Raw genomic sequence first — 24,116 nt, 5'->3', positions numbered from 1 at the left:
CATGAGTGAATATCGCGCACCTCTGGAAGAGATTGGCTTTGCTCTGGAAACCGCCGGCGGGATGAAAGAGTGGGCTTCACACAAGGCATTTGAGGAAGCAACGGAGGATCTGGTCGCGGCAGTACTTGACGAGGCGGGTAAGTTGGCGAGCGACGTGATTGCCCCGACCAACAGGGTTGGCGATGAAATTGGGGCTTGCCTGAAAGATGGCGGTGTTGTCACACCGGATGTTTTCAAGCCAATGCACGAGGCTTATGTTACGGGCGGATGGTCCACCTTGTCAGCCAAACCCGAACTTGGGGGGCAGGGGCTTCCGCATACACTTTCCATTGCAGTTACGGAAATGGTGACTTCTGGCAATATGGCATACAGCCTGTTATCTTTGCTGACCGCTGGCGCGATTGAAGCGATTGACGCCCATGGAACAGATGAACAACGGAACACGTATCTTCCCAAGATGATTTCAGGTGAATGGTCTGGTGCAATGAACCTGACCGAACCGGGTGCGGGGTCAGATGTCGGGGCTTTGAGGGCGAAGGCCGAACGGCAAGCTGATGGCAGCTATCGCATTTCAGGGCAGAAAATTTTCATCACGTGGGGCGATCATGACCTTGCGGAGAATGTGATTCACCTTGTTCTGGCGCGCTTGCCTGATGCGCCTGCGGGAACCAAAGGCATCTCAATGTTTCTGGTGCCGAAATTTCTACTGAACGACGACGGATCTCTCGGCAAGCGCAATGATGTGCGCTGTGTGAGCCTTGAACATAAATTGGGTATTCATGCAAGTCCGACATGCGTGATGTCTTTTGGTGATGAGGACGATTGCATCGGCTATATAGTTGGGGCCGAAAATGCGGGTATGAGAAATATGTTCACCATGATGAACCACGCTCGTATCGGTGTAGGCCTTGAAGGTGTCGCCGTGGCCGAAAGGGCCTACCAGCACTCCGTGGCTTTTGCACGAGACAGGGTACAATCGGCAGCTGTCGGATCCGGAAGTCGGGAAAGCGTCACCATCATTCACCACCCCGATGTGCGCCGCATGCTGATGACCATGCGCGCCACCACTGAGGCCGCGCGCGCCATCATTTACCGCAATGTCTGGGCGTTGGACCGGGCTCACGTTCATGAAGATGCCAGCGAACGGGCGAAAGCGAAGGGAGAAGCTGATCTGCTCACGCCTGTCTCGAAGGCCTATTCTACAGATATTGGTGTCGAAGCGGCCTCGCTGGCGATACAGATACATGGTGGCATGGGGTTCGTTGAAGAAACCGGTGTCGCTCAATACTATCGTGACAGTCGCATTGCACCGATTTACGAAGGCACGAACGGCATTCAGGCGCTTGACCTTGCCGGGCGAAAGCTCATGACTGAGGGCGGCGCGCATTGGCGCGCCTTCATTGCTGAGATGAAAGAGGTAACCGGCAAAATGCAGAGCCTGAGTACAGCCTCTGCTTCGGGACTGCAGGCGGGCATTGCTGTGCTGGAGGAGGCGGCCGAACACATGTTCGCCAATGGTGTTGATAAAATTGTAGACACGGCCGCCGCAGCAACGCCGTATCTTAGGTTGTTTGGTACCGTGGCCGGAGCATACTTGCTTGCAGTTCAGGCGGAGGAGGCAGCTTCGCGGCTGAGGTCGGGCATCGGCAATCCAAGTTTTTGCGCGGCAAAACAATCAACAGCGCAGTTTTTTATCGAACAGCTGTTGCCTTCTGCAGTTGCGCTTCTAGCTCCTATCAGGAGCGGGGCAGGGAGCCTGATGCAAATGGAAGAGGAGAGTTTCGCGCGCAACTGAGCCAGACTTTTGCCGTGAACCATGAGTATGGACAGTACAAATCGACAGGGGTCTGCGTCAGAGCTTGATGGTTCGGATGTGGCAGACCACCGTGCGGTAAAACGCAAAGAGGCCGAGAAACGTGAACATGAGCGCGCCGAAAAGGAGGGGCTTGTGTTCGCCTTTGCAGATGTACCGGGGGGCGCCAGAACGCTCCAGGTTGCCGAAGGGCTACATTGGGCGAGAATTCCATTGCCGTGGTCGCTTGACCATATCAATGTCTACTTGTTTGATGAAGGTGATAGCTGGACTCTGGTAGATACCGGGGCGAATGGAGCCCGTGGAAAGGCCGCCTGGGAGACGCTTGAACATAGTTTGCTCGGCGGCCGGCCAATTCGCCGTGTCGTGGCGACGCATATGCATCCCGATCATCTCGGGCTCGCAGGTTGGCTCGCGGAAAGGCACGGCGCCGAATTTTTAATTACACAAGCCGAATACCTTCTGGCTTCCTCGCTCTGGCTGGGCGGGACCAAAGATGTCCCCGAACATGAAATTCGCTTCCTTTTTGAAAATGGAGTGGCTCGCTCGTATGAGCCCGCGATCCGAGAGGCAAGGTTCGACAACTATCGACGCGGTGTGTCGCCGCTTCCTGCTACATATAGGCGCTTGGAGGATGGTTCGTTACTCAAGATGGGGGGGCGGCGTTGGCGGGTCGTCGTCGGACGCGGGCACAGTCCGGAACACGCGTGCCTGTCATGCCTTGATGAACCGCTTTTTATAGGTGGTGACCAGATACTGCCCAGCATCACATCAAACGTTTCGGTGCACGCGCGGGAGCCGAGGGCAAATCCCCTTGCACATTGGATTGTCAGTCTTGACCGTATGCGCAGCATACCCGGGGATCCAATGGTGTTGCCCAGCCATGGTCGTGTCTTCATTGGCCTTCAGCAACGCCTTGATGCCTTGATCGGTGGGCATATTGATAAACTTGCAACGCTGCATGAATGGTGTCAGAAAAGCCGCTCACCTGTTGAGACTTTTCCTGCCTTGTTTAGGCGCAAGATAACAGGGATGGATTTTTACTTGGCATTAGGCGAGGCCATTGCCCACCTGCATCTACTTGAAGCACTGGGGCTAGCGCGAAGAGAGGTGCGCGATGGCGTGAATTATTTTACCGCGCTTGGAGATCTCCGGCCGGAGAGCCTGCTTTCAGAGACAATCGAGCTTCCGGGTATATCTATGCGAGCACTCGCAGAAGTTTATTGAAACTTAGTCGCAGCAATAATCTTTGCTTCCGTGCGTTTGCAGGCTTATAACTGCCCGATAACTTTACGGATTTTGATTTTCGATGACGGATGAGACGGATGGCAGACGTGACGACCGATACTGAAAACATGGAAACATTGAGTTTCGAGCAGGCCATGTCTGCACTTGACGAGGTGGTGGCAAAACTGGAATCCGGTAACGCCTCGCTGGAAGACTCTATCGAAATATATACCAAGGGCACTGCCCTCAAGGCGCATTGTGAAGCCAAGCTGAAAGACGCGCAGGCCAAAATCGAAAAAATCACCTTGGACACGTCCGGTAAAGCGGCTGGCACTGCGCCGCTTGATGTGGAATAGATGGGCTTTATCGTGGAAGATAACGGCCCCTTGAAAGAAGCGCTCGCTGCCACATCTGCCGCGATCGAACGAGTTCTGGACCCCTTTTTGGCATTGCCGGGTGGTCCTGAAGACCGTGTTGTCGAGGCAATGCGCTATTCGGTTTTCTCAGGTGGGAAGCGCTTGCGTCCTTTTCTGGTTTTGGCGAGTGCGGAACTTTTTGGCGTCGACCGTACGCAAGCTTTACGTGTTGCTGCGGCGATTGAATGTATCCATTGCTTCTCTCTTGTTCATGATGACCTGCCCGCGATGGATGATGACGATCTCCGCCGAGGGCAGCCGACTGTCCATAAAGCGTTCGATGAGGCGACTGCTATTTTGGCAGGGGATGCTCTTCAAAGCCTTGCATTTGAAATTCTATCCAGTGAAGAGACACATTCTGATCCTTTCGTTAGGCTCACCCTTGTGAATGAACTCGCACGGGCATCAGGACACCACGGCATGGTAGGGGGTCAAATCATTGATTTGACTGCAGACCGCTACGATATGGATGAAAATTTTATCCACCGATTGCAACAGATGAAAACGGGTGCTCTTATCAGTTTCTCTGCTGAGGCCGGTGCTATTATGGGGCATGCCAGTAAAGCGGCACGCGCCAGTATTCAGGGCTATGCCCGCGACCTCGGTATTGCTTTCCAGATAGCCGATGACCTGCTGGACGTTGAAGGCGAAGAACACGAAGTCGGAAAAGCCGTCGGTAAAGACGCTGATGCGGGCAAGGCAACGCTGGTTAGCCTGATGGGGCTTGAACGCGCTCGTAATCAGGCGCGGATGTTGTCCGATCAGGCTATTGAACATTTGGCGGGTTTCGACGATAAAGCATCGCTTTTGCGCGCAGTCGCGCATTTTGCTATAAATCGACGCGCCTGAGACATTAATGATATAATTGGCACTAATGCCGGACATAATATAGTTTCTCAGGCGCTTTAGAAGGACAAGAGAGTTGAGCGTACGCCCCGAAACGCCATTGCTGGATACCGTTTTGACCCCTGAAGATCTGCGGCGGCTGTCGCCGACCAAGCTTGAGCAACTGGCGGGCGAGCTTCGGCAAGAAATGATCAGTGCCGTTTCCGTTACTGGCGGGCATTTTGGTGCTGGCCTTGGTGTCGTCGAGCTTACTGTCGCGCTGCATTATGTCTTCAATACGCCGGATGACAGGCTGATATGGGACGTAGGCCATCAGGCATATCCTCACAAGATCTTGACCGGTCGTCGCGACCGTATCCGCACCATTCGCCAGCCCGATGGGCTTTCGCCATTTACCAAGCGCGGCGAAAGTGATTTTGATCCGTTTGGCGCGGGGCATTCCTCCACGTCAATCAGCGCGGCGTTGGGTATGGCGGTCGCCAATAAAATGTCGGGTAATCCGGGCAAGGCTATAGCCGTCATTGGTGACGGCGCCATGAGTGCCGGTATGGCCTATGAAGCCATGAATAACGCCGAGCAGGCGGGCAATCGACTTGTTGTTATCCTTAATGACAATGACATGTCTATTGCGCCGGCGGTTGGCGGCTTGAGCGCTTATCTTGCCAAGATCGTCAGTTCGCATACGTTTCTCAGCCTCAGGGGGTTTGGTAAGAAGCTGATTGATATGCTTCCGCGACCGCTCGCGGACCGCGCGCGTCAGGCGGAAGAATATGCCAGAGGCATGGCTGTAGGCGGTGGTACCCTTTTTGACGAACTGGGTTTCTATTATGTGGGCCCGATTGATGGGCATAATCTGGAACACCTTCTGCCGGTGCTGGAAAACGTTCGCGACGCACAGGATGGTCCAATCCTTGTGCATGTGGTGACAGAAAAAGGCCATGGCCATCCGTTTGAAGCGCCCAATCAGGAAAAGTATCACGCGGTACCCCAGTTCAATGTGGTGACGGGGGAGCGTAAAAAATCTTCTCCCAAAGCGCCGACCTATACTAATATTTTCGCACAAGCACTTGGCGAAATTGCGGAAAAAGACGACAAGGTGGTGGCGATCACCGCTGCTATGCCGTCTGGTACCGGGCTTGATAAGTTTGGTGAACGGTTCCCGGACCGTACCTTTGATGTGGGTATAGCCGAACAACATGCGGTGACCTTTGCAGCGGGGATGGCAACAGAAGGCTACCGTCCGTTTGTGGCCATATATTCAACCTTCCTGCAGCGCGCTTACGATCAGATTGTTCATGACGTGGCGGTGCAAAAATTGCCTGTGCGCTTTATGATTGACCGTGCAGGACTTGTGGGCGCGGATGGTCCGACGCACGCAGGCAGCTTTGATGTGACCTATCTCGCAAGTCTACCCAATATGGTTGTTATGGCGGCTGCTGACGAAGCTGAGCTGGTTCACATGGTCGCAACAGCCCATGCCATTGATGACCGTCCGTCTGCCGTGCGCTATCCACGCGGTGAAGGTACGGGCGTGGCGCTGCCAAAAGAAGGCAAGATACTTGAGATCGGCAAGGGCCGTATCGTCAGGAAGGGTAATAAAGTGGCTATTCTCTCGCTTGGGACACGCCTGAGTGAGGCACTTAAGGCAGCCGATGAGCTTGAAGCGCGTGGGCTTTCAACAACAGTGGCGGACGCCAGGTTTGCCAAGCCAGTGGACGAACAGCTTATTCGTGATCTGGCTGCCAGGCACGAACTGGTTATTACCATCGAGGAAAACTCGATAGGTGGCTTCGGCGCACATGTGATGGATTTTCTGGCCGACGAGGGCATTCTTGACGGCAATCTCAAGGTCCGCGCACTGAAATTACCTGATGTGTTTCAGGACCACGGTAAACCTGAGAAGATGTATGAGGATGCAGGCTTGAATGCTTCCGGCATTTTGGCCGCTGTCCTCAAGGCTTTGGGGCGGAATGACCTTGGACAAGAAAATGCCGAAGTAGCCGCAGGCACCAAGCAATAATCAGGGGTAGGGCCATGGCCGTAAAAATCCGGGCTGACGTGGCGCTGGTGGATCGCGGCCTTGCCGAAAGCCGGGCCAAGGCACAGGCGCTTATTATGGCGGGTGTGGTATTTACCGGCGAAACGAAGGTCCTGAAAGCCGGGCAACAGATCAAGGAAGATCAGCCGCTTGACGTTCGCGGCAAAGACCACCCTTGGGTCAGTCGTGGCGGGCTGAAGCTTGAAAAAGGGCTGGCTGAATTTGCTTTAGATGTGACGGATGCGGTCGTCATTGATGTGGGTGCATCGACGGGGGGCTTCACTGATGTAGCGCTTACACACGGTGCGCGGCGAGTGTATGCCGTGGATGTCGGCTCCGGACAGCTTGCGTGGAAACTGAGGAACGATGATCGGGTTATTGTGCTTGAGAAAACCAACGCTCGCTACCTCACGGACACCGAAATACCAGAGGCAATTGACCTTGTTGTTTGTGATGCCAGCTTTATTTCGCTCAAAACAGTGCTGCCGGCCGCCTTGGGACTGGTGAAAGGGGGCGGGCAGCTTATCGCGCTTATCAAACCTCAGTTTGAGGTCGGGCGTGAGAATGTAGGGAAGGGCGGTGTGGTGCGTGACTCGGCGCTTCATGAGGCAGTATGTGCGGATATTCGTGCATGGCTGGGCGGACTGGACGGTTGGAGCGTTCGCGGTATCACTGAAAGCCCGATCAAGGGCCCTGAGGGCAATATCGAATTTCTCATTCACGGTGTAAAAGATGACCGCTGAACTACTGGATGTCGAAATCACCTCGCTAGGTGCGCAAGGCGATGGTGTTGGTGCGGCCGACGGTGTGCCGGTGTTTGTACCTCTCACGATGCCAGGTGATGTCGCGCGTGTGGCACTTAAAGATAAACGCCGCAATAGCATATACACGGACCTTGTTGAGATTGTTTCGGCAAGTGCTGATCGTGTTGACCCGGTCTGTGTGCATTTTGGCGCCTGTGGCGGCTGTCAGCTTCAGTATATGAATAAAGATACATATCGTGCTTGGGTTAAAGGCCGCGCGACGATGGCACTCAATCAACATGGTTTTGAGGGCGTGCCGGTGCTTGAGCCCCTTATCAGTCCGCCTGCAAGCCGTCGCCGTATCGCCCTCAAGGCCATGAAAGTTGCTGGTGGTGTGGTACTAGGGTTTAACGAGCGCCAAAGTCACAAGATAATTAACGCCAACATGTGCCCGGTTACGCGGCAAGAGCTCAGCGCTCTCTTTGACCCTTTGCGGTCTCTCTTGAGCGCAACGCTCGCCCCCAAAATGGCTGCGGGCGTGCATATGACGCTGACGGCCAGTGGTGTGGACATGATGATTGATGCCCCGATGGCGCTTGATCTCGCCGCGCGCGAGCGGCTGGTGGAATTCGCCAATACGCACGATATTGCCGCGCTGCATTGGAAGGATAGCGGTTTTCTGGACCCTGTGGCAATCCGGCGCGAGCCAGTTATGGATTTTGCCGGGAATCGTGTCCCTCTGCCGCCAGCAGCCTTTATTCAGGCAACCGCCGAGGGCGAGAAGGCGCTGGTCGGTGCTGTTTTCGAGGCGTGCAAGGGCTATGGCCGCGTAGCTGACCTTTTCTCTGGTATTGGTACATTTACTTTTCCCTTGGCGCGAGATCATCAGGTGATGGCTGCGGAAGGTGCCAAAGGCGCGCTTGACGCTATGAAGGTGGGATTGTCGGTTGCCACAGGACTTAGCCAAGTGATAACCCGGCATCGTGACCTGTTTCGGCAACCCATCAGTGCGCGAGAGCTTGAGAAGATTGAAGTCGTAGTGTTTGACCCACCACGAGCAGGCGCTGCAGCGCAAGTAGCAGAAATCGCTAAGTCACCCGTCCCGCGCGTGGTGGCAGTTTCCTGCAACCCCAATACTTTCAGCCGTGATGCAAGAACCTTGGCGGATGGGGGTTATGTTCTTGAAAGTGTTCTGCCGGTGGACCAGTTTCTGTGGTCGCCCCACCTTGAGCTAGTTGGTGTCTTCACCAAGAGGTAAGGCGCTGTCTGGTCTTGTGTCGAGCTTTGCTAAAAAATTCCGTACAGTCGTTGCTGATATTGCCGGGATTTCCTCCATCGGCAAGTGGCCAACATCTGGATAGACGACAAGTTCGCTGTTCACCAGTTTTTCACGCATCACTATGCCGGTTTCCACCGGGATCAACTGGTCGCCTTCGCCCCAAAGGATGAGTGAGGGCAGGGTGATGCTGCCAATATCTAGCGAAGAATGCCCTTCTCTGTACCATGCAAACCGCTTGCCCGTCGCTTTCCGATTGCCGGGATGACGGGCCAGTTCCCAATAGAGATCAATCTTCCGGTCGGTAACATTTGTGTCGTCTGTAAAACTTTTTTTCAGCCCTTCTTCGACAATGCTTCGCGGCGTTATGTTTTGTAGAATCCAGTCGCTGTACCAGTGGCCGGCGAGGTCGAAGGCGACTGGGCGGTTGATTTTCACCCTTGTGTTCTTGGGCGGCGCGGTGCCCGCAGCATTCACGAGCACGAGGCCATCCAGTTTGTTTTCGTGCTTTAGCGCGTAAGCCAGTGTGACGCCACCCCCCATCGAGTTGCCGCCAAGTACAAAATGATTGAGATTCAGGGCGGAGACAAATTCATCGACGAAAGCAACCATGCCCTTATAGGTATAGTCGTTACTCGGGGTTTCGCCAGTCAAGCCATGGCCGGGGAGGTCAACGGTGACAATAAAATAGTCTGATTCAAGCGCACCTACCCATGCCTCCCATGTATGCAGCGACGCATTAGAGCCATGCAGCAGAACAAGCGTACGCCCCTCAAAATTGCCACGCATGCGGAAGTGGGCACGGGCGCCAGAAGGCAGGTCAAGGAAATCCGACGCGCCGGTGGCATACTTCGCAACCAATACCTCATGCGGAATGTCCGGCGTCCATGCACGGTAAATGACAAGTAAAAGCAGTGCGACAAGCGCAGCGGCTATGTATTTGAGCCATCTTTTCATGAACATCCCCTGCAATGGAGACTGTAACTTACGTGAGAAAACGGAAACGTGCCAGCTTTTGCCGCTTTAATTCCCGCACTGCGCGCGGTGTAATAGCTTGTGGTCAGCCAGCACGAGTGACATCATCGCTTCCGCAATGGGGACAGCGCGAATGCCGACACAGGGGTCATGACGACCCTTGGTCATCACTTTGGTACTCTCACCGTCCAAGGTCACGCTCTTGCGTGGCGTGAGGATCGAGCTGGTCGGTTTGACAGCAAAACGGGCGACGATCGGCTGTCCGGTGGAGATGCCACCGAGAATACCGCCTGCCTTGTTGGATAGAAATTCGGGCCTGCCGTTTGTACCGGGCACCATTTCATCGGCATTCTCTTCGCCGGTGAGACATGCGGCCTCAAAACCGGCTCCGATTTCAACCGCCTTGGCGGCATTGATGCTCATGAGTGCCGTGGCAAGATCAGCGTCGAGCTTGCCGTACACCGGAGCGCCCCAGCCAGGGGGCACACCCTCTGCAACCACTTCAATCACTGCACCAATTGAGCTGCCTGCCTTGCGGATGCTGTCCAGTTCTTTGGCCCATTGTTCCGCCATTTTGGCATCGGGGCAAAAGAAGGGGTTGTTGTCGACTTCTGCCCAATCGAACCGGTCGTAATCGATTTTGGAACGGCCCATTTGTACCATAGCGGCACGGATAGTGATACCATCACCCAATACCTTACGGGCAAGGGCGCCAGCGGCAACGCGGGCGGCTGTTTCGCGCGCGCTTGACCGTCCGCCGCCACGATAGTCACGGATGCCGTATTTCGCTATATAGGTATAATCAGCATGACCAGGGCGGAAGGTTTTGGCGATATCGCCATAATCTTTTGAGCGCTGGTCGGTGTTTTCGATCATGAGTTGGACCGGCGTGCCGGTGGTTTTACCCTCAAATACGCCCGAAAGGATTTTCACCGCGTCTGGCTCACGCCGCTGGGTAGTATATTTATTTTGCCCCGGCTTGCGCTTGTCCAAAAATACCTGAATGTCGGCTTCAGATATTTCCAACAAGGGGGGTACACCATCAACGGTGGTACCAAGCGCCGGGCCGTGGCTTTCCCCCCACGTGGTGAAACGGAACAATCTGCCGAAGGTATTGTAGGACATGAGTGTCTTGGCCTTATTCCATAAATTCGATGAGCTTTTTCATGGCTTCATCGTCTGTGGGCATACAGGTGGTGGAAAATCCGCCATCCACATGATGGGTTTCCCCCGTCACACCCGACGACAGGTCCGACAACAGGTAAAGACCAGCACCGGCAACATCATCAAGGGTGATGTTGCGGCGAAGTGGTGCATTTTTTTCGTTATATTTCAGCAGCATACGGAAGTCACCAACACCGGATGCTGCGAGCGTCTTCATCGGGCCTGCGCTGATGGTATTCACACGGATACCGCGCTCACCAAGGTCGCGTGCCATATAGCGTGTGCTGCACTCAAGCGCAGCTTTCGCTACGCCCATCACATTATAATGTGGAACCACCTTTTCGGAACCGTAATAAGATAGTGTCACCATGCTGCCGCCATTGTGCATCATTTTTTCAGCACGCTGGGCAACAGCGACGAAGCTATAGGCGGAAATATTCATCGTCATCAGGAAGTTATCGAGCGAAGTATCAATATAGCGCCCGCGCAGCTCGGATTTATCCGAATAGCCGATTGCATGGACGAAGAAGTCCAAATTGTCCCACTTCTCACCCAGCTTTTCAAACATGGCGTCGATTGATGCCCCGTCCGAGACGTCACATGGCTCAACAAAGTCGGAACCGATAGAGTTTGCGAGTGGTTCTACGCGTTTCTTTAGCGCGTCACCCTGATAGGTGAAAGCCACCTCAGCGCCTTGTTCTGCACATGCCTTTGCAATGCCCCACGCCATTGAGCGGTCATTGGCCACACCCATGACCAGCCCGCGTTTTCCTTCCATTAATTTCGTCATTGTCGCCCCTCTTTTATCTGTTAGGCCGAATTTTTGGCGCATCCTACACCAAGAACCTTCTCCGTCAATCGCTTAACTGTCTTTGCCCTCCGTGGTGGCACCAGTATCGTTAGTCTGCTCGACAGGGTCACCCTTGGTTAATGCTTCTTGAAAGTCCTCTGGCATTTCCGCCTCAATATCCTCATCCAGACTGTCGGGCTCTTTCTTCTCACGCCCCTCGAAAGTGTAGGCAGCATTCAGTTCTGCGCCCAGAACAAAACCCAAGCTGACGAAGAAGCAGAAAAGTTGCATGACTACGACGCCAGCGAGCGAGCCGTATGTAAGGTCATAATTTCCTACGTATTTGAGGTAGATGCTGAGACCACGAGCTGTGGCCAGAAGTACCAGCAAACTAAGCAAAGACCCAGGCAGTCGAACCGCTTTATGGATGCGACGCGGGGTCAAGGCGATGAACATCGTGTATAGGCCTAGCAGAAGCACAGCCGGGCTGACAAGCAGGCTGAGGTATTTCCACAGGAGGTTTAGGCCGCTGGAAATGACTTCAGGGAAAAGGCTCGTAAAAGCCGAAACCAGCGGCGGGCCCAAAACCTGCACTGACATACCGACGACGATCGTTATGGCACCAAACACCACGATTGCGATGCTCTCAAGCCGCCTGATCCAGATGGCGCGTGCGTGTTCCCGTCCAAATGCCTTGATAAGGGAACCCCGGGCCGCCTCAATGCCGTTTGCGGCGGACCAGATGGTAAAAACGATGGACCCGGTGAGAATTTCGGCGCCGGTATTTTTAATAATGCCACGCACTGGTCCTTCAATGACCTTAGCGACCTCAGGGGGCAACAGGGATAACATAAACTGGATGGCTTCCAGTCCGCGTTCCGTTTGGCCCATGAAGCCGGAAATGGCGACCAGAAAAATAATGGCTGGGAAAAGCGACAGCATGGTCAGAAAGGCCATATTGCCCGCCGCGTCCAGCCCGTTGTTGGTGAAAAAGTTTATAAATGCCTGGGTCCAGACTTTTCTGTGCCGCTCCAGGGCAGGGGGCAAGTTCGGGACTTTTATTTTCATCAATTCAGCCCTGCTTTGCGCCTCAGCGCAATCCCTCCCGTGACGCCCCATTCCTTGATCAGCTTCTCAAGGCCGATGTCCCGATCAGGCGGCAACATCACCTTCAGGGTGACATACATATTTCCCACTTCTTCACCGCGCAGTACGCCCTTGCCCTTAAGTCGGAGCCGTTTGCCGGTTGAACTGTTTTTTGGGATGCGAATTGTCAGGCGCCCTTTTGGAGTAGGTACCTGTATGTCGCCGCCCAGAATTGCCTCGTCAAGAGAGATGGGCAGTTCCAGCAAAATATCCAACCCGTCCCGCCGGTAATAGGGGTGGGGCGCTACGGCTACTTCTACCAAGGCATCGCCCTTGGGAGCCCCCCCTATGCCCGGTCCACCTTGACCGGCCAGCCTGATAACCTGTCCATCTTTAATTCCTGAGGGGATTTTGATATCCAGCGACCGCCCGTCATTGAGCGAAATTCGTCTTGTTCCGCCGACAATTGACTCGTCAAACCCGATGGTGATCTTATAGTTGATATCGAGACCCTTGCGTCGTCCAGAAGATTGGAAAGGGTTCTCGCGTTCGGTATTTGTCTGGTTGCGGGTCGTGCCGCCACGCCGACTGTTACGCCCTGCGGCGGACCGAAAGAAGCTGGAAAAAACGTCGCTTGCTTCCTCAAAGTCAAACGGGTCATATCTGCTGTCTGAGCTATAGCGCCGGGCGTTGTGTTGGTTGGAGCCGAAACCATATCCGCGAGGCCGGTCATTTCCATTGTCGTCTATTTCACCCTGATCGTATCGGGCACGTTGCTCTTTGTCGCCCAAGATTGCATAGGCAGCGGATACGCGCTTGAATTCTTCAGCGACGTTTTTGTTATCTTTATTGCGGTCAGGATGTAGCTTTTTTGCCAAGTCACGATAGGCTTTTTTTACCTCGTCCTGACTTGCATTGCGACTGACGCCTATTATTTTATATAGATCGCTCATAGGATTGTTTCGGGGTGTAAAACCATATATTAAATCAATTGCTTGCCTATCATATAAGCAGTCCTGAGGCGGACGCAATATTGCAGTGCATCTGCATCTGTAAACCATTGATTATAATGTGCATATAGAGAAGCGATTTTCTGAAGGTTTGAGAGTCTATCATGGATGATAAAACAGCGGAATTCAGTACGCCTTTTGAGCGCCTGCAGGCTTGGCTTGCAGAAGCAGAGCAGACTGAGCCCAATGATCCGACTGCAGTAGCTTTAGCTACCTGCACACTAGGCGGTTTTCCCAGCTTACGCATGGTGTTGATGAAGGGATGCGATGAGAGTGGTATCGTATTCTATACCAACCTGGAAAGCCGGAAGGGCCGCGAACTCGCTGAAAATCCGAATGCAGCAATGCTATTTCACTGGAAATCATTACGGCGACAGGTGCGTATTGAAGGTGCCGTGGAGCCAGTTTCAAGCCAGGAGGCGGACAACTATTTCGCATCTCGGCCCCGCTCCAGCCGGATTGGGGCTTGGGCATCCAAGCAATCACGTGAAATGGCAGGCCGGTTCGAATTTGAAGCGGCTATTGCGCAATATACGGCGAAATTTGGTGTGGGTGATGTGCCTCGGCCCGATTGCTGGTCGGGTTTCAGGCTGAAACCTGCCTATTTTGAATTTTGGCGTGACCGAAAATTCAGATTACACGAACGCGTTACTTTTGCTCGGCAACAGCAAGGCAAATTGTGGACGGTGTCCGAGTTATACCCTTAGAACGCTTTTTATCGTTTTCCCTCTATCTTGAGTTTTGCCCATTCCATAAATGTTTAATATTCGCAACGTAGCTTTGCTGCTGAAATAGTCAGGCAATGACGAGATCCGCTTTTCAGGCACGCGGTTCAATTCAGCGAGGTAATCGAATGCGTTTCTCCGTACGTTTCCGGATACTTTTGGGCTTTGTTGCGGTGATAGTCACGCTCGCAACAGCGAACCTTATTTCGGCCTTCGGGCTTCGCGGTCTTGACGAGGCATCCAATCATATTATCGCTAAAACCGATATCGTCCGGTTGGCTAACGATTACACCTCAGATATCGCTGCACAAACCATGGCACTGCGTGCGTTCGCTTTCTCCGGTCTGAATGCGGACAAGGCCAGGATGGCCGAAGCGCGTGCTCGCGCCCAGCAAAGTCGGGAGAGGGTAGAGGAACTGCTCAAGCTAAACGGTGAAGAGGATACAGTTGCAAAGCTACGCGATGCCGCGACCTCGTTTGACGAGGTGTTCACTGCAATGGAAAACCGGCTTGGTAACGAAGGGGATGCGTTGCAAGTCATTGTGATCGGTGTCGGGAAACTCGAGGACAGCGCGCATAACCTTGTAGAGTTTTTAACAACTCGCGGTGCGGAAGAAAAAGCGTTGGCGGCGCAGATTCCCCAGCTTGTAACAACTTTCAATCAGGCGAGCATCGCCTATGTTTCCTCCGGTAAGGCCGCGGACTTTGATGCAGCAATCGCGGCTTCAGTCGAACTTGATGATCTTGTTCGGAACGTCATGACGTTTATGCGAGGTGTGCCCCGACGACAGCAGGCCGCCGTCAGATATGTGCGGCGAGATGGTGATGTTATCAGGCAGAGCCTGCGCCAGAAGCAGGCGATCGGCTCGGCTGTTCACAATGCCCTCGAACAACTCGATAACGCGGCGCGACAAGTGGAAGTTGTTACAGAAACGATCAAGTCCAGCACCCGAGAGGATCAAACGTCGGCGTTGAACGATATGATGAAAGCGGTTGACGCTTCGATGACCCAAAGTTTCATCGGCTTGTTGATTGGCGCGCTGCTAGCCGCTGTTATGGCATGGTATATCGGCCTTTCAGTCGCGAACCCTCTCACCCGCATAACCAAGGCGGTAACACGGTTGGCTGACGGCGATAAATCGGTGAGCATCCCTGATACGGGAAGAAGCGACGAATTGGGGCGGATGGCTGAGGCCGCAGCTATTTTTAAAGATAAGGCGTTCGAGTTAGAACATATGGCGGAGGAAAAGCGGCGTTCTGACTGGTCGGCAGCGGAGGCGCAGCGCGCGCGGGAGCGCGAACAGTCCGAGTTGATGCAGCGTCACCATCAACAGCAAGAGGCGGAGCGGGACGAGCGCCGTAAGGCTCGATTACAGCAACGGCTACAAATGGCCGATGCGTTTGAACGCAGGGTGATGGGAGTTGTTGATGCCGTTAACACCGCGTCGCGGCGAATGGCGGATGCGGCAGGTTCGCTGGTGTATAATGCGCACCAGACCAACAACGAGATTTCAAACGCTCATAACGCGACAACAGAAGCATCTGCCAATGTGCATGCTGTTGCTGGTGCTACGGAGGAATTGTCCGTGTCATTTCAATCGGTACGTGGCGAGTTGAACCATAGTGCCCAAGTCGCGCAAAGCGCCGTGAGTGAGGCGACGCGGACCACAGAGACGGTTGCTGGTCTTGCTAGGGCAGCTGATCAGATCGGTGTTGTGGTGAAGATGATCCGCGACATTGCGGACCAGACGAATTTGCTGGCCCTCAATGCAACAATTGAAGCTGCGCGGGCAGGGGACGCGGGTAGAGGTTTTGCCGTTGTCGCACATGAGGTAAAGGGACTGGCCGCTCAGTCAGGTCGCGCGACAGAGGAAATCGCAACCTATGTCACTGAAATACAGCGTGTATCGGGCGACGCAGGTGGTGCCATAAATCGCATTGGTAGGATTATAGGCGAGATGAATGAAGTCAGCCAATCAGTGGTTGCCGCCGTTGAGCAACAGGCCGCAGCGACGGAAGAGATTGCAAAAAATGTTCAGCAAGTGTCGGCAGGCACGTCTCTGGTAAGCGACAGCGTGTCAATCGTTGGACAAGCTGCGACTGAAACCGAGAGCATGACGTCCGACATGCAATCGCACGCGATGCAATTGATGGGCGAAGCGGATGCATTAAAGCAGGAAGTTGAGCGTTTCCTCGCAGATATCAGGGATACCGGTGAAGAGATGAATGAAAATTCAGCCCCACAACCGGCCCGCTTCCTGAAATCCGCCTGACGATGCTGAAAAGCGAAAATGTTTCATATTTTCGAGTCTTTTTTAAATTTTGGACTTTGAAGTCCAGAAAATGCGTTCTAGTCTATAGCGGTAATAGTTCATCGTCGGAAGGGGAGTGACCATGGACGGAACCCATAAAGTTGAAACACCAAAAGAAGAGATCGCGGCCATTTTGGCGGCTCAACGCTCTGCATACTTGGCGGAAGGCGAAGTTACCGCTGCGGTGCGCAAGGATCGCCTCAAGCGAGCACTGGCCTGCCTTATGGACAATAAGGACGAGTATATCCGCTTGATCTCGGAAGATTTTGGCAATCGCTCAGCTGAGACAACCCTGTTTGCTGATGTTGTGGCCTCTGCCGGGGCGCTCAAGGATGCCATCAAGCACGTCGACAAATGGATGAAGCCATCCAAGCGCTCTGTGCAGTTCCCGCTGGGGCTTTTGGGGGTGAGGGCGCAAGTTGTGCCGCAGCCCAAAGGCGTCGTCGGGCTTATCACGCCATGGAATTTCCCGCTGACGATGGTTTTTGTACCGCTCGCACAGATGTTGGCTGCGGGCAACCGGGTTACAATCAAGCCCAGCGAGCACACGCCAAGGACATCCGCGTTTTTCAAACAGGTGTTTGAGCAGCATTTTACCCGTGATGAAGTGGCCGTGGTGAATGGTGCAGTTGAAACCAGTCAGGCGTTTTCCAGCCAACCTTGGGACCACCTGATGTTCACTGGCGCGCCGGTGGTGGGTAAGCTGATTATGAGGGCTGCAAGTGAACACCTTACGCCTGTAACGTTAGAATTGGGCGGCAAAAGCCCGGTTATTGTTGGCAAGAGCGCTGACCTTGATAAAGTTGTCGAACGGGTTGCCACTTTTAAGTTGATGAACTCCGGGCAGATCTGCCTTGCACCAGACTATTTGAACATTGATAGCAGCCGCCGGGATGAGTTCGTTGAACGCTACACCAAAAAGGTTAGCGAAATGTACCCTACCATGCTGTCGAACGATCAATATACCTCCATCATTAGCCAGCGGCACCGCGAACGGCTAGAAGGCTATATCGATGACGCTCGCAGCAAGGGGGCAGAAGTGCGCATCATTAACCCCGCCGGTGAAGACTTTGCAGGCCAAAATCAGGCCAATAAAGTCCCGCCGGCCCTGGTGCTTGATCCCACTGAGGACATGAAGCTGATGCAGGAAGAGATATTTGGTCCTCTACTGCCAGTGAGAACCTACGATGACACCAATCAAGTCATCGACTATGTCAACGCGCATGAGCGTCCTCTGGCGCTATACTATTTTGGCGATGACACTGCTGAAGAAGCCAAGGTGCTAAATAACACCACATCAGGTGGTGTTACCATCAACGACGTGTTGTGGCACGGCGCACATGAAAACCTGCCCTTCGGCGGCGTTGGCAATTCGGGTATGGGGCGCTATCACGGGTACGATGGATTTCAGGAATTTAGTCATATGAAACCTGTCCTGAGGCACCCAAAAATTTCGATCGGGGGTGTTCTCGGGATCGTGCCGCCCTATACTGATAAGCTCAGGAAAAATGTCGAACGCCAGCTGAAGTAGTTTTATGCTGGCATGCGGGGTGCCAGATGATTGCTTTTAATTTCAATAGCGTTGCCTCCGTCCTCGTTGAGGATGGCGCAGTGGGCCAGCTTGGCGGTACATTGCGTGCCCGCTTTGGCGCTGAACGCCCATTTGTCGTTACTGACCAAGGGCTTGTCAAAATTGGCATGGTGGCGAAGGTCTTGACGGCGTTTGACGAGGCTGAGCTTGCGTATGCCCAGTTTGCCGATGTGGAGGCCGACCCGTCCGAGGCCATTGTGCTTGCCGCAGTTGAAGCTGCAAGGGCGCATAACGCGGACATGATTGTCGGTTTTGGTGGTGGCAGTTCAATGGATGTCGCCAAGTTGGTTGCTGTACTGGCACATGGCAAACAAAGACTCACGGATATATACGGCGTCGACCAGATTAGTGGCGGTCGCTTGCCACTTGTGCAGATCCCAACAACGGCAGGTACCGGCTCTGAAGTTACCCCGATCTCCATTATTACGACGGGGGAGACCACCAAAATGGGTGTGGTGGACGCGACCCTGCTGGCGGATCTTGCCGTGCTGGATGCCACTTTGACCACCGGCCTGCCGCCCCATATCACAGCTGCAACGGGCATTGATGCCATGGTCCATGCCATTGAGGCTTACACATCAAAGTTAAAGAAAAACCCGATTTCAGATGGGTTCGCGCGACAAGCATTGCTGATGCTGGGCAAAAATATTGTCACGGCGTGCAATGACGGGAATAATCTCGATGCGCGAAGAGCCATGCTGATTGGCGCCCTGCTTGCCGGGCAAGCGTTTGCCAATGCGCCCGTGGCGGCTGTTCATGCTCTCGCATATCCACTGGGTGGTCATTTCCACATTCCTCACGGCCTGTCCAACTCGCTGGTCCTGCCCCATGTACTGCGTTTTAATGCGCAAGCCGCAGGGCATCTGTACGGAGAACTTGCGGTGCTGGTCGGGCAGGGAAGCAGTGCGACTGACTTTATCCGCTGGATGGACAAGATTGCTACAGATACAAAGGTGGAACGACGTCTGCGCGATGTAGGGGTAAGCCATAATGACCTGCCGATGCTGGCGGAAGATGCCATGCTTCAAACCAGACTTTTAGTTAATAACCCACGGGAGGTTACTTTGGATGATGCGCGCGCGATTTACGAGGCAGCTTGGTAACTATGTCTGAAAACATGCCAGAGCTCAGGCCTTTGTCGGCCTATGGACATGTCTCCGCTATCCAGACGCGCTGGATGGATAATGATGTCTATGGTCATGTAAATAACGTCGTCTACTATAGCTTTTTCGATACTGTGGTGAACCGTTTCCTGATCGAAGGTGACGTATTGGATATTCACGGCGGCGAGACGATTGGTCTGGTGGTGGAGACAAGTTGCCGCTATTTCGCTCCCCTTGAGTTCCCGCAAACAATTCAGGCAGGTATTGCTGTCAGTCATATTGGGCGCTCCAGCGTGCGTTACGAAATTGGGCTCTTCACCGAAGGCAGCAAGGCGCCAGCGGCCGAAGGCTATTTTGTCCATGTTTATGTGGACAAGGAGACACGGCGCCCCACTTCATTACCAGAGCGGCTCAAAGCGCTGCTGGAGACGATCCGGCTATAGTTTTGAGACAGACGGTTTGGAGGGAGCCTTTTATGGAAGTCAAAGACAAGATTGTCGCTATCACCGGAGCGGCGAGCGGCATAGGCGCAGCACTAGCTAAGGCCTGTGCGGCAAAGGGTGCAAAGTTCGTTGCGCTTGCAGATATGGACGAAGCTGGAGCACAGGCGGTCGCGGCTGAGATTGGTGCGGATGCGAAGGCTTATAAGCTAGACGTCACTGATGAGGGGGCTGTGAAGGCTTTTGCTGACAATGTCACGGTGGATGCGGGACAGATCGATCTTTATTTCTCGAATGCGGGTATCATTTTCTCTGATGCGCCGGACTGGACCGCGATCAGCCAGACTAACGAGCAGTGGGACAAGATCTGGCAGGTTAACGTGTTCGCGCATGTTCTGGCGTGTAGGGCGGTGCTGCCAAGCATGCTGAAACGCGAAGGGTGTGGTTTCATTGTTACCGCCAGCGCGGCAGGCCTATTGAGCCAGATTGGCGACATCAGCTATTCTACGACTAAGCATGCAGCCGTAGGCTTCACTGAAAGCCTGGCGATTACGCACGGGGATGACGGGCTTTATGTAGCTTGCTTGTGCCCGCAGGCGGTGAAATCCAAAATGACGGCAGGTGCTGAGGATAGCTCTGCCGCCGGTGACGGTGTTATGCCGTCAGAGGAGTTTGCCAGCCGTGTGCTTGATGGTATGCGGCAAAGTCAGTTTATGATCCGCCCCCATGATCAAGTAGAAGGCTATTTCCGCAACAAGGCGGAGAATTATGACCGTTGGGTGGGGGGCATGCGCAAGTTTCGCCGTCATCAGCTAACGACAACTGGCAAGCCGATTTAAGGGGGGGCATATCGTGGATTATACCAAATTGATGGATTTTACCGGCAAGGTGGTTTTTGTTTCTGGCTCAAGCCGGGGCATTGGGGAAGCGATTGTGCGCGCGTTCGCCGCCAATGGTGCAAAGGTGATTGTCTCCTCCCGCGATCAGGACGCTTGCGACAAGGTTGCGGCAAGTATCAATGCCGATGGTGGTGACGCCAAAGCCAAAGCTGCACATGCTGGCAAGATGGAAGATGTTCATGCTGTTTTTGACTGGATCAAGGAACAATATGGCCGTCTTGACGTGTTGGTAAATTGTGGTGGGACCAACCCGTTTTACGGTAACATTGGCGACACGCCCGAGGCTGCCTTTGATAAAACCATCGATGTGAACCTTAAGGGGCCGTTTTATCTGTCTGCTGAGGCAGTAAAGATCATGAAGACGCAGGGAGGAGGGTCGATTGTCAACGTGGCATCGATCAACGGCATCACACCCGGCCACCTTCAGGGCATCTATTCAATGACCAAATCGGCGCTGATTAACATGACAAAGGCTTTTGCTCGGGAATATGGCCATGATGGTATCCGTGTGAATGCCATATGCCCCGGCCTTGTTGATACCAAAATGACGGCTGTATTCACCTCCAATGAGGACATGCTGTCAAAATACACCAGCCAGTTTCCGATCCCTCGCGCAGGGAAGCCTGAGGATATGGTTGGGGGTGTGCTGTATTTTGCGTCTGATGCGGCTGCGTTTACCACTGGTACGACGCTGGTGATGGATGGCGGCTGGACGGCGTAGGAGGTGACAATGACAGATGAAGAGCTGAATAAAACCGTAAAAGTACGGGAAGGCGAAGAACTTGACGTTAGGCTGGTGGATAACCTGATCAAGGAACGTATCGGGGGGCTGGAAGGCACACCGATGATCCGCCAGTTTGCGAGTGGGCATTCAAACCTGACGTATTCCGTTCAGTATGCGAACAAAAATTTTGTGCTGAGACGCCCTCCATTTGGCACCCGCCCCAAATCTGGCCACAGCATGATACGAGAATATAGCGTCATGAACGCTTTGAAACCAACGTTCCCGGCTGTGCCCGAGACCTATTTCCATTTAGCAGAGGAAGATAGCCCTCTAGGCGCTGAATTCTATGTGATGGAGCAGGTGGACGGCCGTAAGCTTGAGCGCGATATCCCTGAAAGCTGGGGATTTGGTGCGGAAGAGGGACATAAGTTATGCCTGTCTTTCTTCCATAAGCTCATTGACCTGCATCAGGTGGACTATAAGGCGGCCGGTCTGGGAGACTTCGGTAAACCTGAAGGATATGTTGAACGACAGGTGCTTGGGTGGAACAGGCGTTTTGAAAAAGCGGTCACTGATGACGTCGAAAGTTTTGAGGATGTGCGCCAGTGGCTCGAGCATCATATGCCGCCGGGCGAAGTCGGCCACGCCGTGCTGCACGGTGATTATAGGCTCGACAATGTCATTTTGTGCGAGGAAAACCCTTTTGAGATCAAGGCTATTCTTGATTGGGAGATCAGCGCGCTTGGAGATCCGCTGATGGACTTGGGCAACACGCTGGCTTATTGGTCGCAAAAAGGTGACCCGGACGATATGATTGCCATGTGTATGCAACCTTGTATGGCGCCAGGTATGCTGACACGTGAGGAAATCTGCGATATATATGCAAAAGAGACAGGTTATGACCTGTCTAAATTTGACTATTATCTGGTTTACGGGGTGTTTCGTCTCGCCGTGATCATACAGCAGATATATTATCGCTATTATCACGGTCAGACCAAGAACAAGGCTTTTGCTATGTTTGGTAAGCGAACCAATCAGTTAGGCCAATACGCGCGCCTTTTGATCGAAAAATCAGATATTTAATCACTTTTCCGCCTTTCGGTTGATAAAATGCATCTTGGCTGGCCGTCGTGATGCATTTTGTTTACCTTTCTGTGATCAGATAGTTTTGCACAGGTCTCGCCGCGATTTTATTGATTCCGGTGAGCTGGCGTGTTTTGTTCTGTTTAACTGAGGCGGGTGGGGCCCGACGAGGGGATTATTAGTGTCTGAAAAACTTGCGTTTTCCTTAGCGCTCGACCTGATGTTTAACGGTCAGGATATGGATTATTGTGAGCGCCCGATCAGCTTGACCATTCTCGACCAGATGGCCATGTTCGGGGATATGCCGCGCCGCGCCCATGTGGCTGTTGTGGCAGCCGGTGGCGGGCGTTTGGTGCGCACCCTGGTTGAGCGTGGTTTTAATGTCGATGCATTCGAAGGCCGTCACGAGTGCCTTGAACATCTGGAGCGTACCTTTGCTGGAAACCGGGCTGTCAGGGTTTTCCCTGCGCGTCATCTTGAGGACCCGACACGACGGGAAAAGATGAGCTACGATGCGATGTTTTGCATGGATGATTTGCGGGCATTTCGTGAGGATCAGGAATGGACAGAGCATGTTCAGGCCATGATCAAGGACGACGGCCATTTTGTATATTCGCAGATGTCAAACCTGTTACCGACCAAAAAAAATACCTTACATCGCTATTTCGACTTGTCTGGCAACTACAATGTTTCCGAAGATACTGCGCAGATGGTTCGGGACAGTTATATGGAACTGGCTGAGTGGGAACCGGAGGATAGTGAAAAACGCACTGCTCTTGAGGCTTTGGATATGGTGAAATCAGGCCGTCAGCTAAGGCGAAGTATCCGCGACGGTGTAGAGGTGCGGTATGTAGTTTGGCGTAAGAAATGTAAACCTAAGCCAGCAAAAACTGAACCGGTTTCCCGGTCCAAAATCTGGCCTGCGGATTAAGGTTAGTGGATCAAAGATATGATAAAGGCGGCGAAGATGCCGCCTTTTTTATGGTCAATTTTCTTTCTTGAGCCTTAGAAGCGCCTCTTGGGCCGTCGATGCCAGAAGCCTGCCATTGCGGTCATATAGTGCACCGCGGGCGAGGCCACGGCCCTTGCCGGTCCAGTAACCATCGGTTTTATAGAAAACCCAGTCATCAACGCGGAAATTGTCGCGGTGAAACCACATCGCATGGTCAAGACTGGCGACGGTTTTCAGGCGTGGGTCACGGGGTATCATGGCGTGGGGGCGAAGGTTGGCTGACAGGAAGGCAAAATCAGAGATATAGGCCATCAGGCGACCATGCAGCGCCTGGTCATCCGAGATTGGCGCCTTGAGTTTGAACCAATAACCGGTTTCCGGGCTTTTGGCTTTTGGGTTTTCGATATCCATGCGGTCGATGGACCGCATCTCAAAGGGCATGAAGGGTTTATCCTTCGGCTGTTTGCCAAAGGCACGCAGAACACGCGAATAATATGCTTCATCGTCCTCAAGGTCTTCCGGCATCGGTACTTCGGGCATATCAATCTGGTGGGACACACCTTCTTCGCCGATATGAAACGATGTGGAAATGGTGAAAATTGCCTCGCCGTTCTGTATGGCCACCACTCGGCGCGTTACAAAACTGCGGCCATTGCGGATGGGGTCCACATCATAAATGATGGGTTGGCCCGCAATGCCGGGCCGCAGGAAATAACAGTGCAGGGAATGTAGCCGGTATTCCGGCTCGACCGTCAATGTCGCGGCCTCCATCGCCTGTGCGAGGATGTGTCCCCCAAAAACATGGTTATTGGGCCACTTGTTCGGCTCGCCGCGAAACAGCAGATTGTCCAGCCGCTCAATTGCCAGCGCATCAATAATCGGTTGTACCGTGTTCATAAAACC

22 protein-coding genes are annotated in these 24,116 nt (G+C 53.5%); 16 read left to right on the top strand and 6 right to left on the bottom strand.

Annotated features, from left to right (window positions below; genetic code table 11):
• Position 1 precedes the first annotated feature (1 nt).
• The 7 genes from ACN0VM_RS04700 (at position 2) to ACN0VM_RS04670 (ending at position 8,341) form a co-directional block, all read left to right on the top strand.
• The gene (locus tag ACN0VM_RS04700) at positions 2-1,795 is read left to right on the top strand and encodes an acyl-CoA dehydrogenase (protein ID WP_417449691.1); all 1,794 of its coding nucleotides are present in this window, start codon (positions 2-4) and stop codon (positions 1,793-1,795) included.
• A gap of 27 nt (positions 1,796-1,822) precedes the next feature.
• A complete protein-coding gene (locus tag ACN0VM_RS04695) occupies positions 1,823-3,040 on the top strand; it encodes an MBL fold metallo-hydrolase (RefSeq protein WP_417449690.1) in 1,218 nt (405 codons plus the stop codon).
• Between the two features lie 98 nt (positions 3,041-3,138).
• Positions 3,139-3,396, top strand: a complete 258-nt coding sequence (locus ACN0VM_RS04690) for an exodeoxyribonuclease VII small subunit (protein ID WP_417449689.1) — start codon at positions 3,139-3,141, stop codon at positions 3,394-3,396.
• A gap of 12 nt (positions 3,397-3,408) precedes the next feature.
• Positions 3,409-4,305, top strand: coding sequence for a polyprenyl synthetase family protein (locus ACN0VM_RS04685; protein ID WP_417449688.1), 897 nt, complete (start codon positions 3,409-3,411; stop codon positions 4,303-4,305).
• Positions 4,306-4,378: 73 nt separating this feature from the next.
• On the top strand, positions 4,379-6,322 hold the full coding sequence (gene dxs, locus ACN0VM_RS04680; RefSeq protein WP_417449687.1) for a 1-deoxy-D-xylulose-5-phosphate synthase: 1,944 nt from the start codon (positions 4,379-4,381) through the stop codon (positions 6,320-6,322).
• A 14-nt stretch (positions 6,323-6,336) separates the two neighbouring features.
• Positions 6,337-7,083, top strand: a complete 747-nt coding sequence (locus tag ACN0VM_RS04675; protein ID WP_417449686.1) for a TlyA family RNA methyltransferase — start codon at positions 6,337-6,339, stop codon at positions 7,081-7,083.
• Positions 7,073-8,341 carry a class I SAM-dependent RNA methyltransferase gene (locus ACN0VM_RS04670; protein WP_417449685.1) on the top strand — a complete coding sequence of 423 codons (1,269 nt, stop codon included), beginning with the start codon at positions 7,073-7,075 and terminating at the stop codon, positions 8,339-8,341. Before ACN0VM_RS04675 ends, ACN0VM_RS04670 begins: the two co-directional genes overlap by 11 nt.
• Here ACN0VM_RS04670 and ACN0VM_RS04665 read toward each other — a convergent pair.
• The 5 genes from ACN0VM_RS04665 to ACN0VM_RS04645 form a co-directional block, all read right to left on the bottom strand.
• Positions 8,315-9,316: an alpha/beta fold hydrolase gene (locus tag ACN0VM_RS04665; protein ID WP_417449684.1), complete on the bottom strand. Its 1,002-nt coding sequence runs from the start codon at positions 9,314-9,316 to the stop codon at positions 8,315-8,317. The genes ACN0VM_RS04670 and ACN0VM_RS04665 overlap by 27 nt on opposite strands.
• A gap of 66 nt (positions 9,317-9,382) precedes the next feature.
• Entirely contained in the window at positions 9,383-10,459 is a 1,077-nt protein-coding gene (gene aroC / locus ACN0VM_RS04660; protein WP_417449683.1) for a chorismate synthase, read from the bottom strand.
• A gap of 13 nt (positions 10,460-10,472) precedes the next feature.
• Positions 10,473-11,288: an enoyl-ACP reductase FabI gene (locus ACN0VM_RS04655; protein ID WP_417449682.1), complete on the bottom strand. Its 816-nt coding sequence runs from the start codon at positions 11,286-11,288 to the stop codon at positions 10,473-10,475.
• A 72-nt stretch (positions 11,289-11,360) separates the two neighbouring features.
• Positions 11,361-12,356 carry a YihY/virulence factor BrkB family protein gene (locus tag ACN0VM_RS04650; RefSeq protein ID WP_417449681.1) on the bottom strand — a complete coding sequence of 332 codons (996 nt, stop codon included), beginning with the start codon at positions 12,354-12,356 and terminating at the stop codon, positions 11,361-11,363.
• The gene (locus ACN0VM_RS04645; RefSeq protein ID WP_417449680.1) at positions 12,356-13,327 is read right to left on the bottom strand and encodes a DnaJ C-terminal domain-containing protein; all 972 of its coding nucleotides are present in this window, start codon (positions 13,325-13,327) and stop codon (positions 12,356-12,358) included. Before ACN0VM_RS04645 ends, ACN0VM_RS04650 begins: the two co-directional genes overlap by 1 nt.
• A 161-nt stretch (positions 13,328-13,488) precedes the next feature.
• On the opposite strand from ACN0VM_RS04645, the gene pdxH reads away from it, so the two are divergent.
• From pdxH to ACN0VM_RS04600, 9 genes are all read left to right on the top strand, one after another.
• Positions 13,489-14,091: a pyridoxamine 5'-phosphate oxidase gene (pdxH, locus tag ACN0VM_RS04640; RefSeq protein WP_417449679.1), complete on the top strand. Its 603-nt coding sequence runs from the start codon at positions 13,489-13,491 to the stop codon at positions 14,089-14,091.
• A gap of 146 nt (positions 14,092-14,237) precedes the next feature.
• Entirely contained in the window at positions 14,238-16,382 is a 2,145-nt protein-coding gene (locus tag ACN0VM_RS04635; RefSeq protein WP_417449678.1) for a methyl-accepting chemotaxis protein, read from the top strand.
• A gap of 121 nt (positions 16,383-16,503) precedes the next feature.
• Complete coding sequence (locus ACN0VM_RS04630; RefSeq protein WP_417449677.1) at positions 16,504-17,952, top strand: coniferyl aldehyde dehydrogenase; 1,449 nt, start codon at positions 16,504-16,506, stop codon at positions 17,950-17,952.
• A 26-nt stretch (positions 17,953-17,978) separates the two neighbouring features.
• Positions 17,979-19,115 (top strand): iron-containing alcohol dehydrogenase, encoded by a 1,137-nt coding sequence (locus tag ACN0VM_RS04625; RefSeq protein WP_417449676.1) that lies wholly within the window; start codon positions 17,979-17,981, stop codon positions 19,113-19,115.
• A 2-nt stretch (positions 19,116-19,117) separates the two neighbouring features.
• Positions 19,118-19,558: an acyl-CoA thioesterase gene (locus ACN0VM_RS04620; protein WP_417449675.1), complete on the top strand. Its 441-nt coding sequence runs from the start codon at positions 19,118-19,120 to the stop codon at positions 19,556-19,558.
• Positions 19,559-19,590: 32 nt separating this feature from the next.
• Positions 19,591-20,394 carry an SDR family NAD(P)-dependent oxidoreductase gene (locus ACN0VM_RS04615; RefSeq protein ID WP_417449674.1) on the top strand — a complete coding sequence of 268 codons (804 nt, stop codon included), beginning with the start codon at positions 19,591-19,593 and terminating at the stop codon, positions 20,392-20,394.
• Between the two features lie 13 nt (positions 20,395-20,407).
• Positions 20,408-21,175 (top strand): glucose 1-dehydrogenase, encoded by a 768-nt coding sequence (locus tag ACN0VM_RS04610; protein WP_417449673.1) that lies wholly within the window; start codon positions 20,408-20,410, stop codon positions 21,173-21,175.
• Positions 21,176-21,178: 3 nt separating this feature from the next.
• Complete coding sequence (locus tag ACN0VM_RS04605; protein WP_417449672.1) at positions 21,179-22,261, top strand: phosphotransferase family protein; 1,083 nt, start codon at positions 21,179-21,181, stop codon at positions 22,259-22,261.
• Between the two features lie 181 nt (positions 22,262-22,442).
• On the top strand, positions 22,443-23,192 hold the full coding sequence (locus ACN0VM_RS04600) for a hypothetical protein (RefSeq protein ID WP_417449671.1): 750 nt from the start codon (positions 22,443-22,445) through the stop codon (positions 23,190-23,192).
• A gap of 54 nt (positions 23,193-23,246) precedes the next feature.
• On the opposite strand, the gene ACN0VM_RS04595 is transcribed toward ACN0VM_RS04600, so the two are convergent.
• On the bottom strand, positions 23,247-24,110 hold the full coding sequence (locus ACN0VM_RS04595) for an acyl-CoA thioesterase (RefSeq protein ID WP_417449670.1): 864 nt from the start codon (positions 24,108-24,110) through the stop codon (positions 23,247-23,249).
• Positions 24,111-24,116 lie beyond the last annotated feature (6 nt).

This window comes from Kordiimonas sp. (genome assembly GCF_048260245.1).
Taxonomy (GTDB): Bacteria; Pseudomonadota; Alphaproteobacteria; order Sphingomonadales; family Kordiimonadaceae; genus Kordiimonas.
Note: the sequence above shows the minus strand (reverse complement) of the source record. Positions and strands in the feature narration are given on the sequence as shown.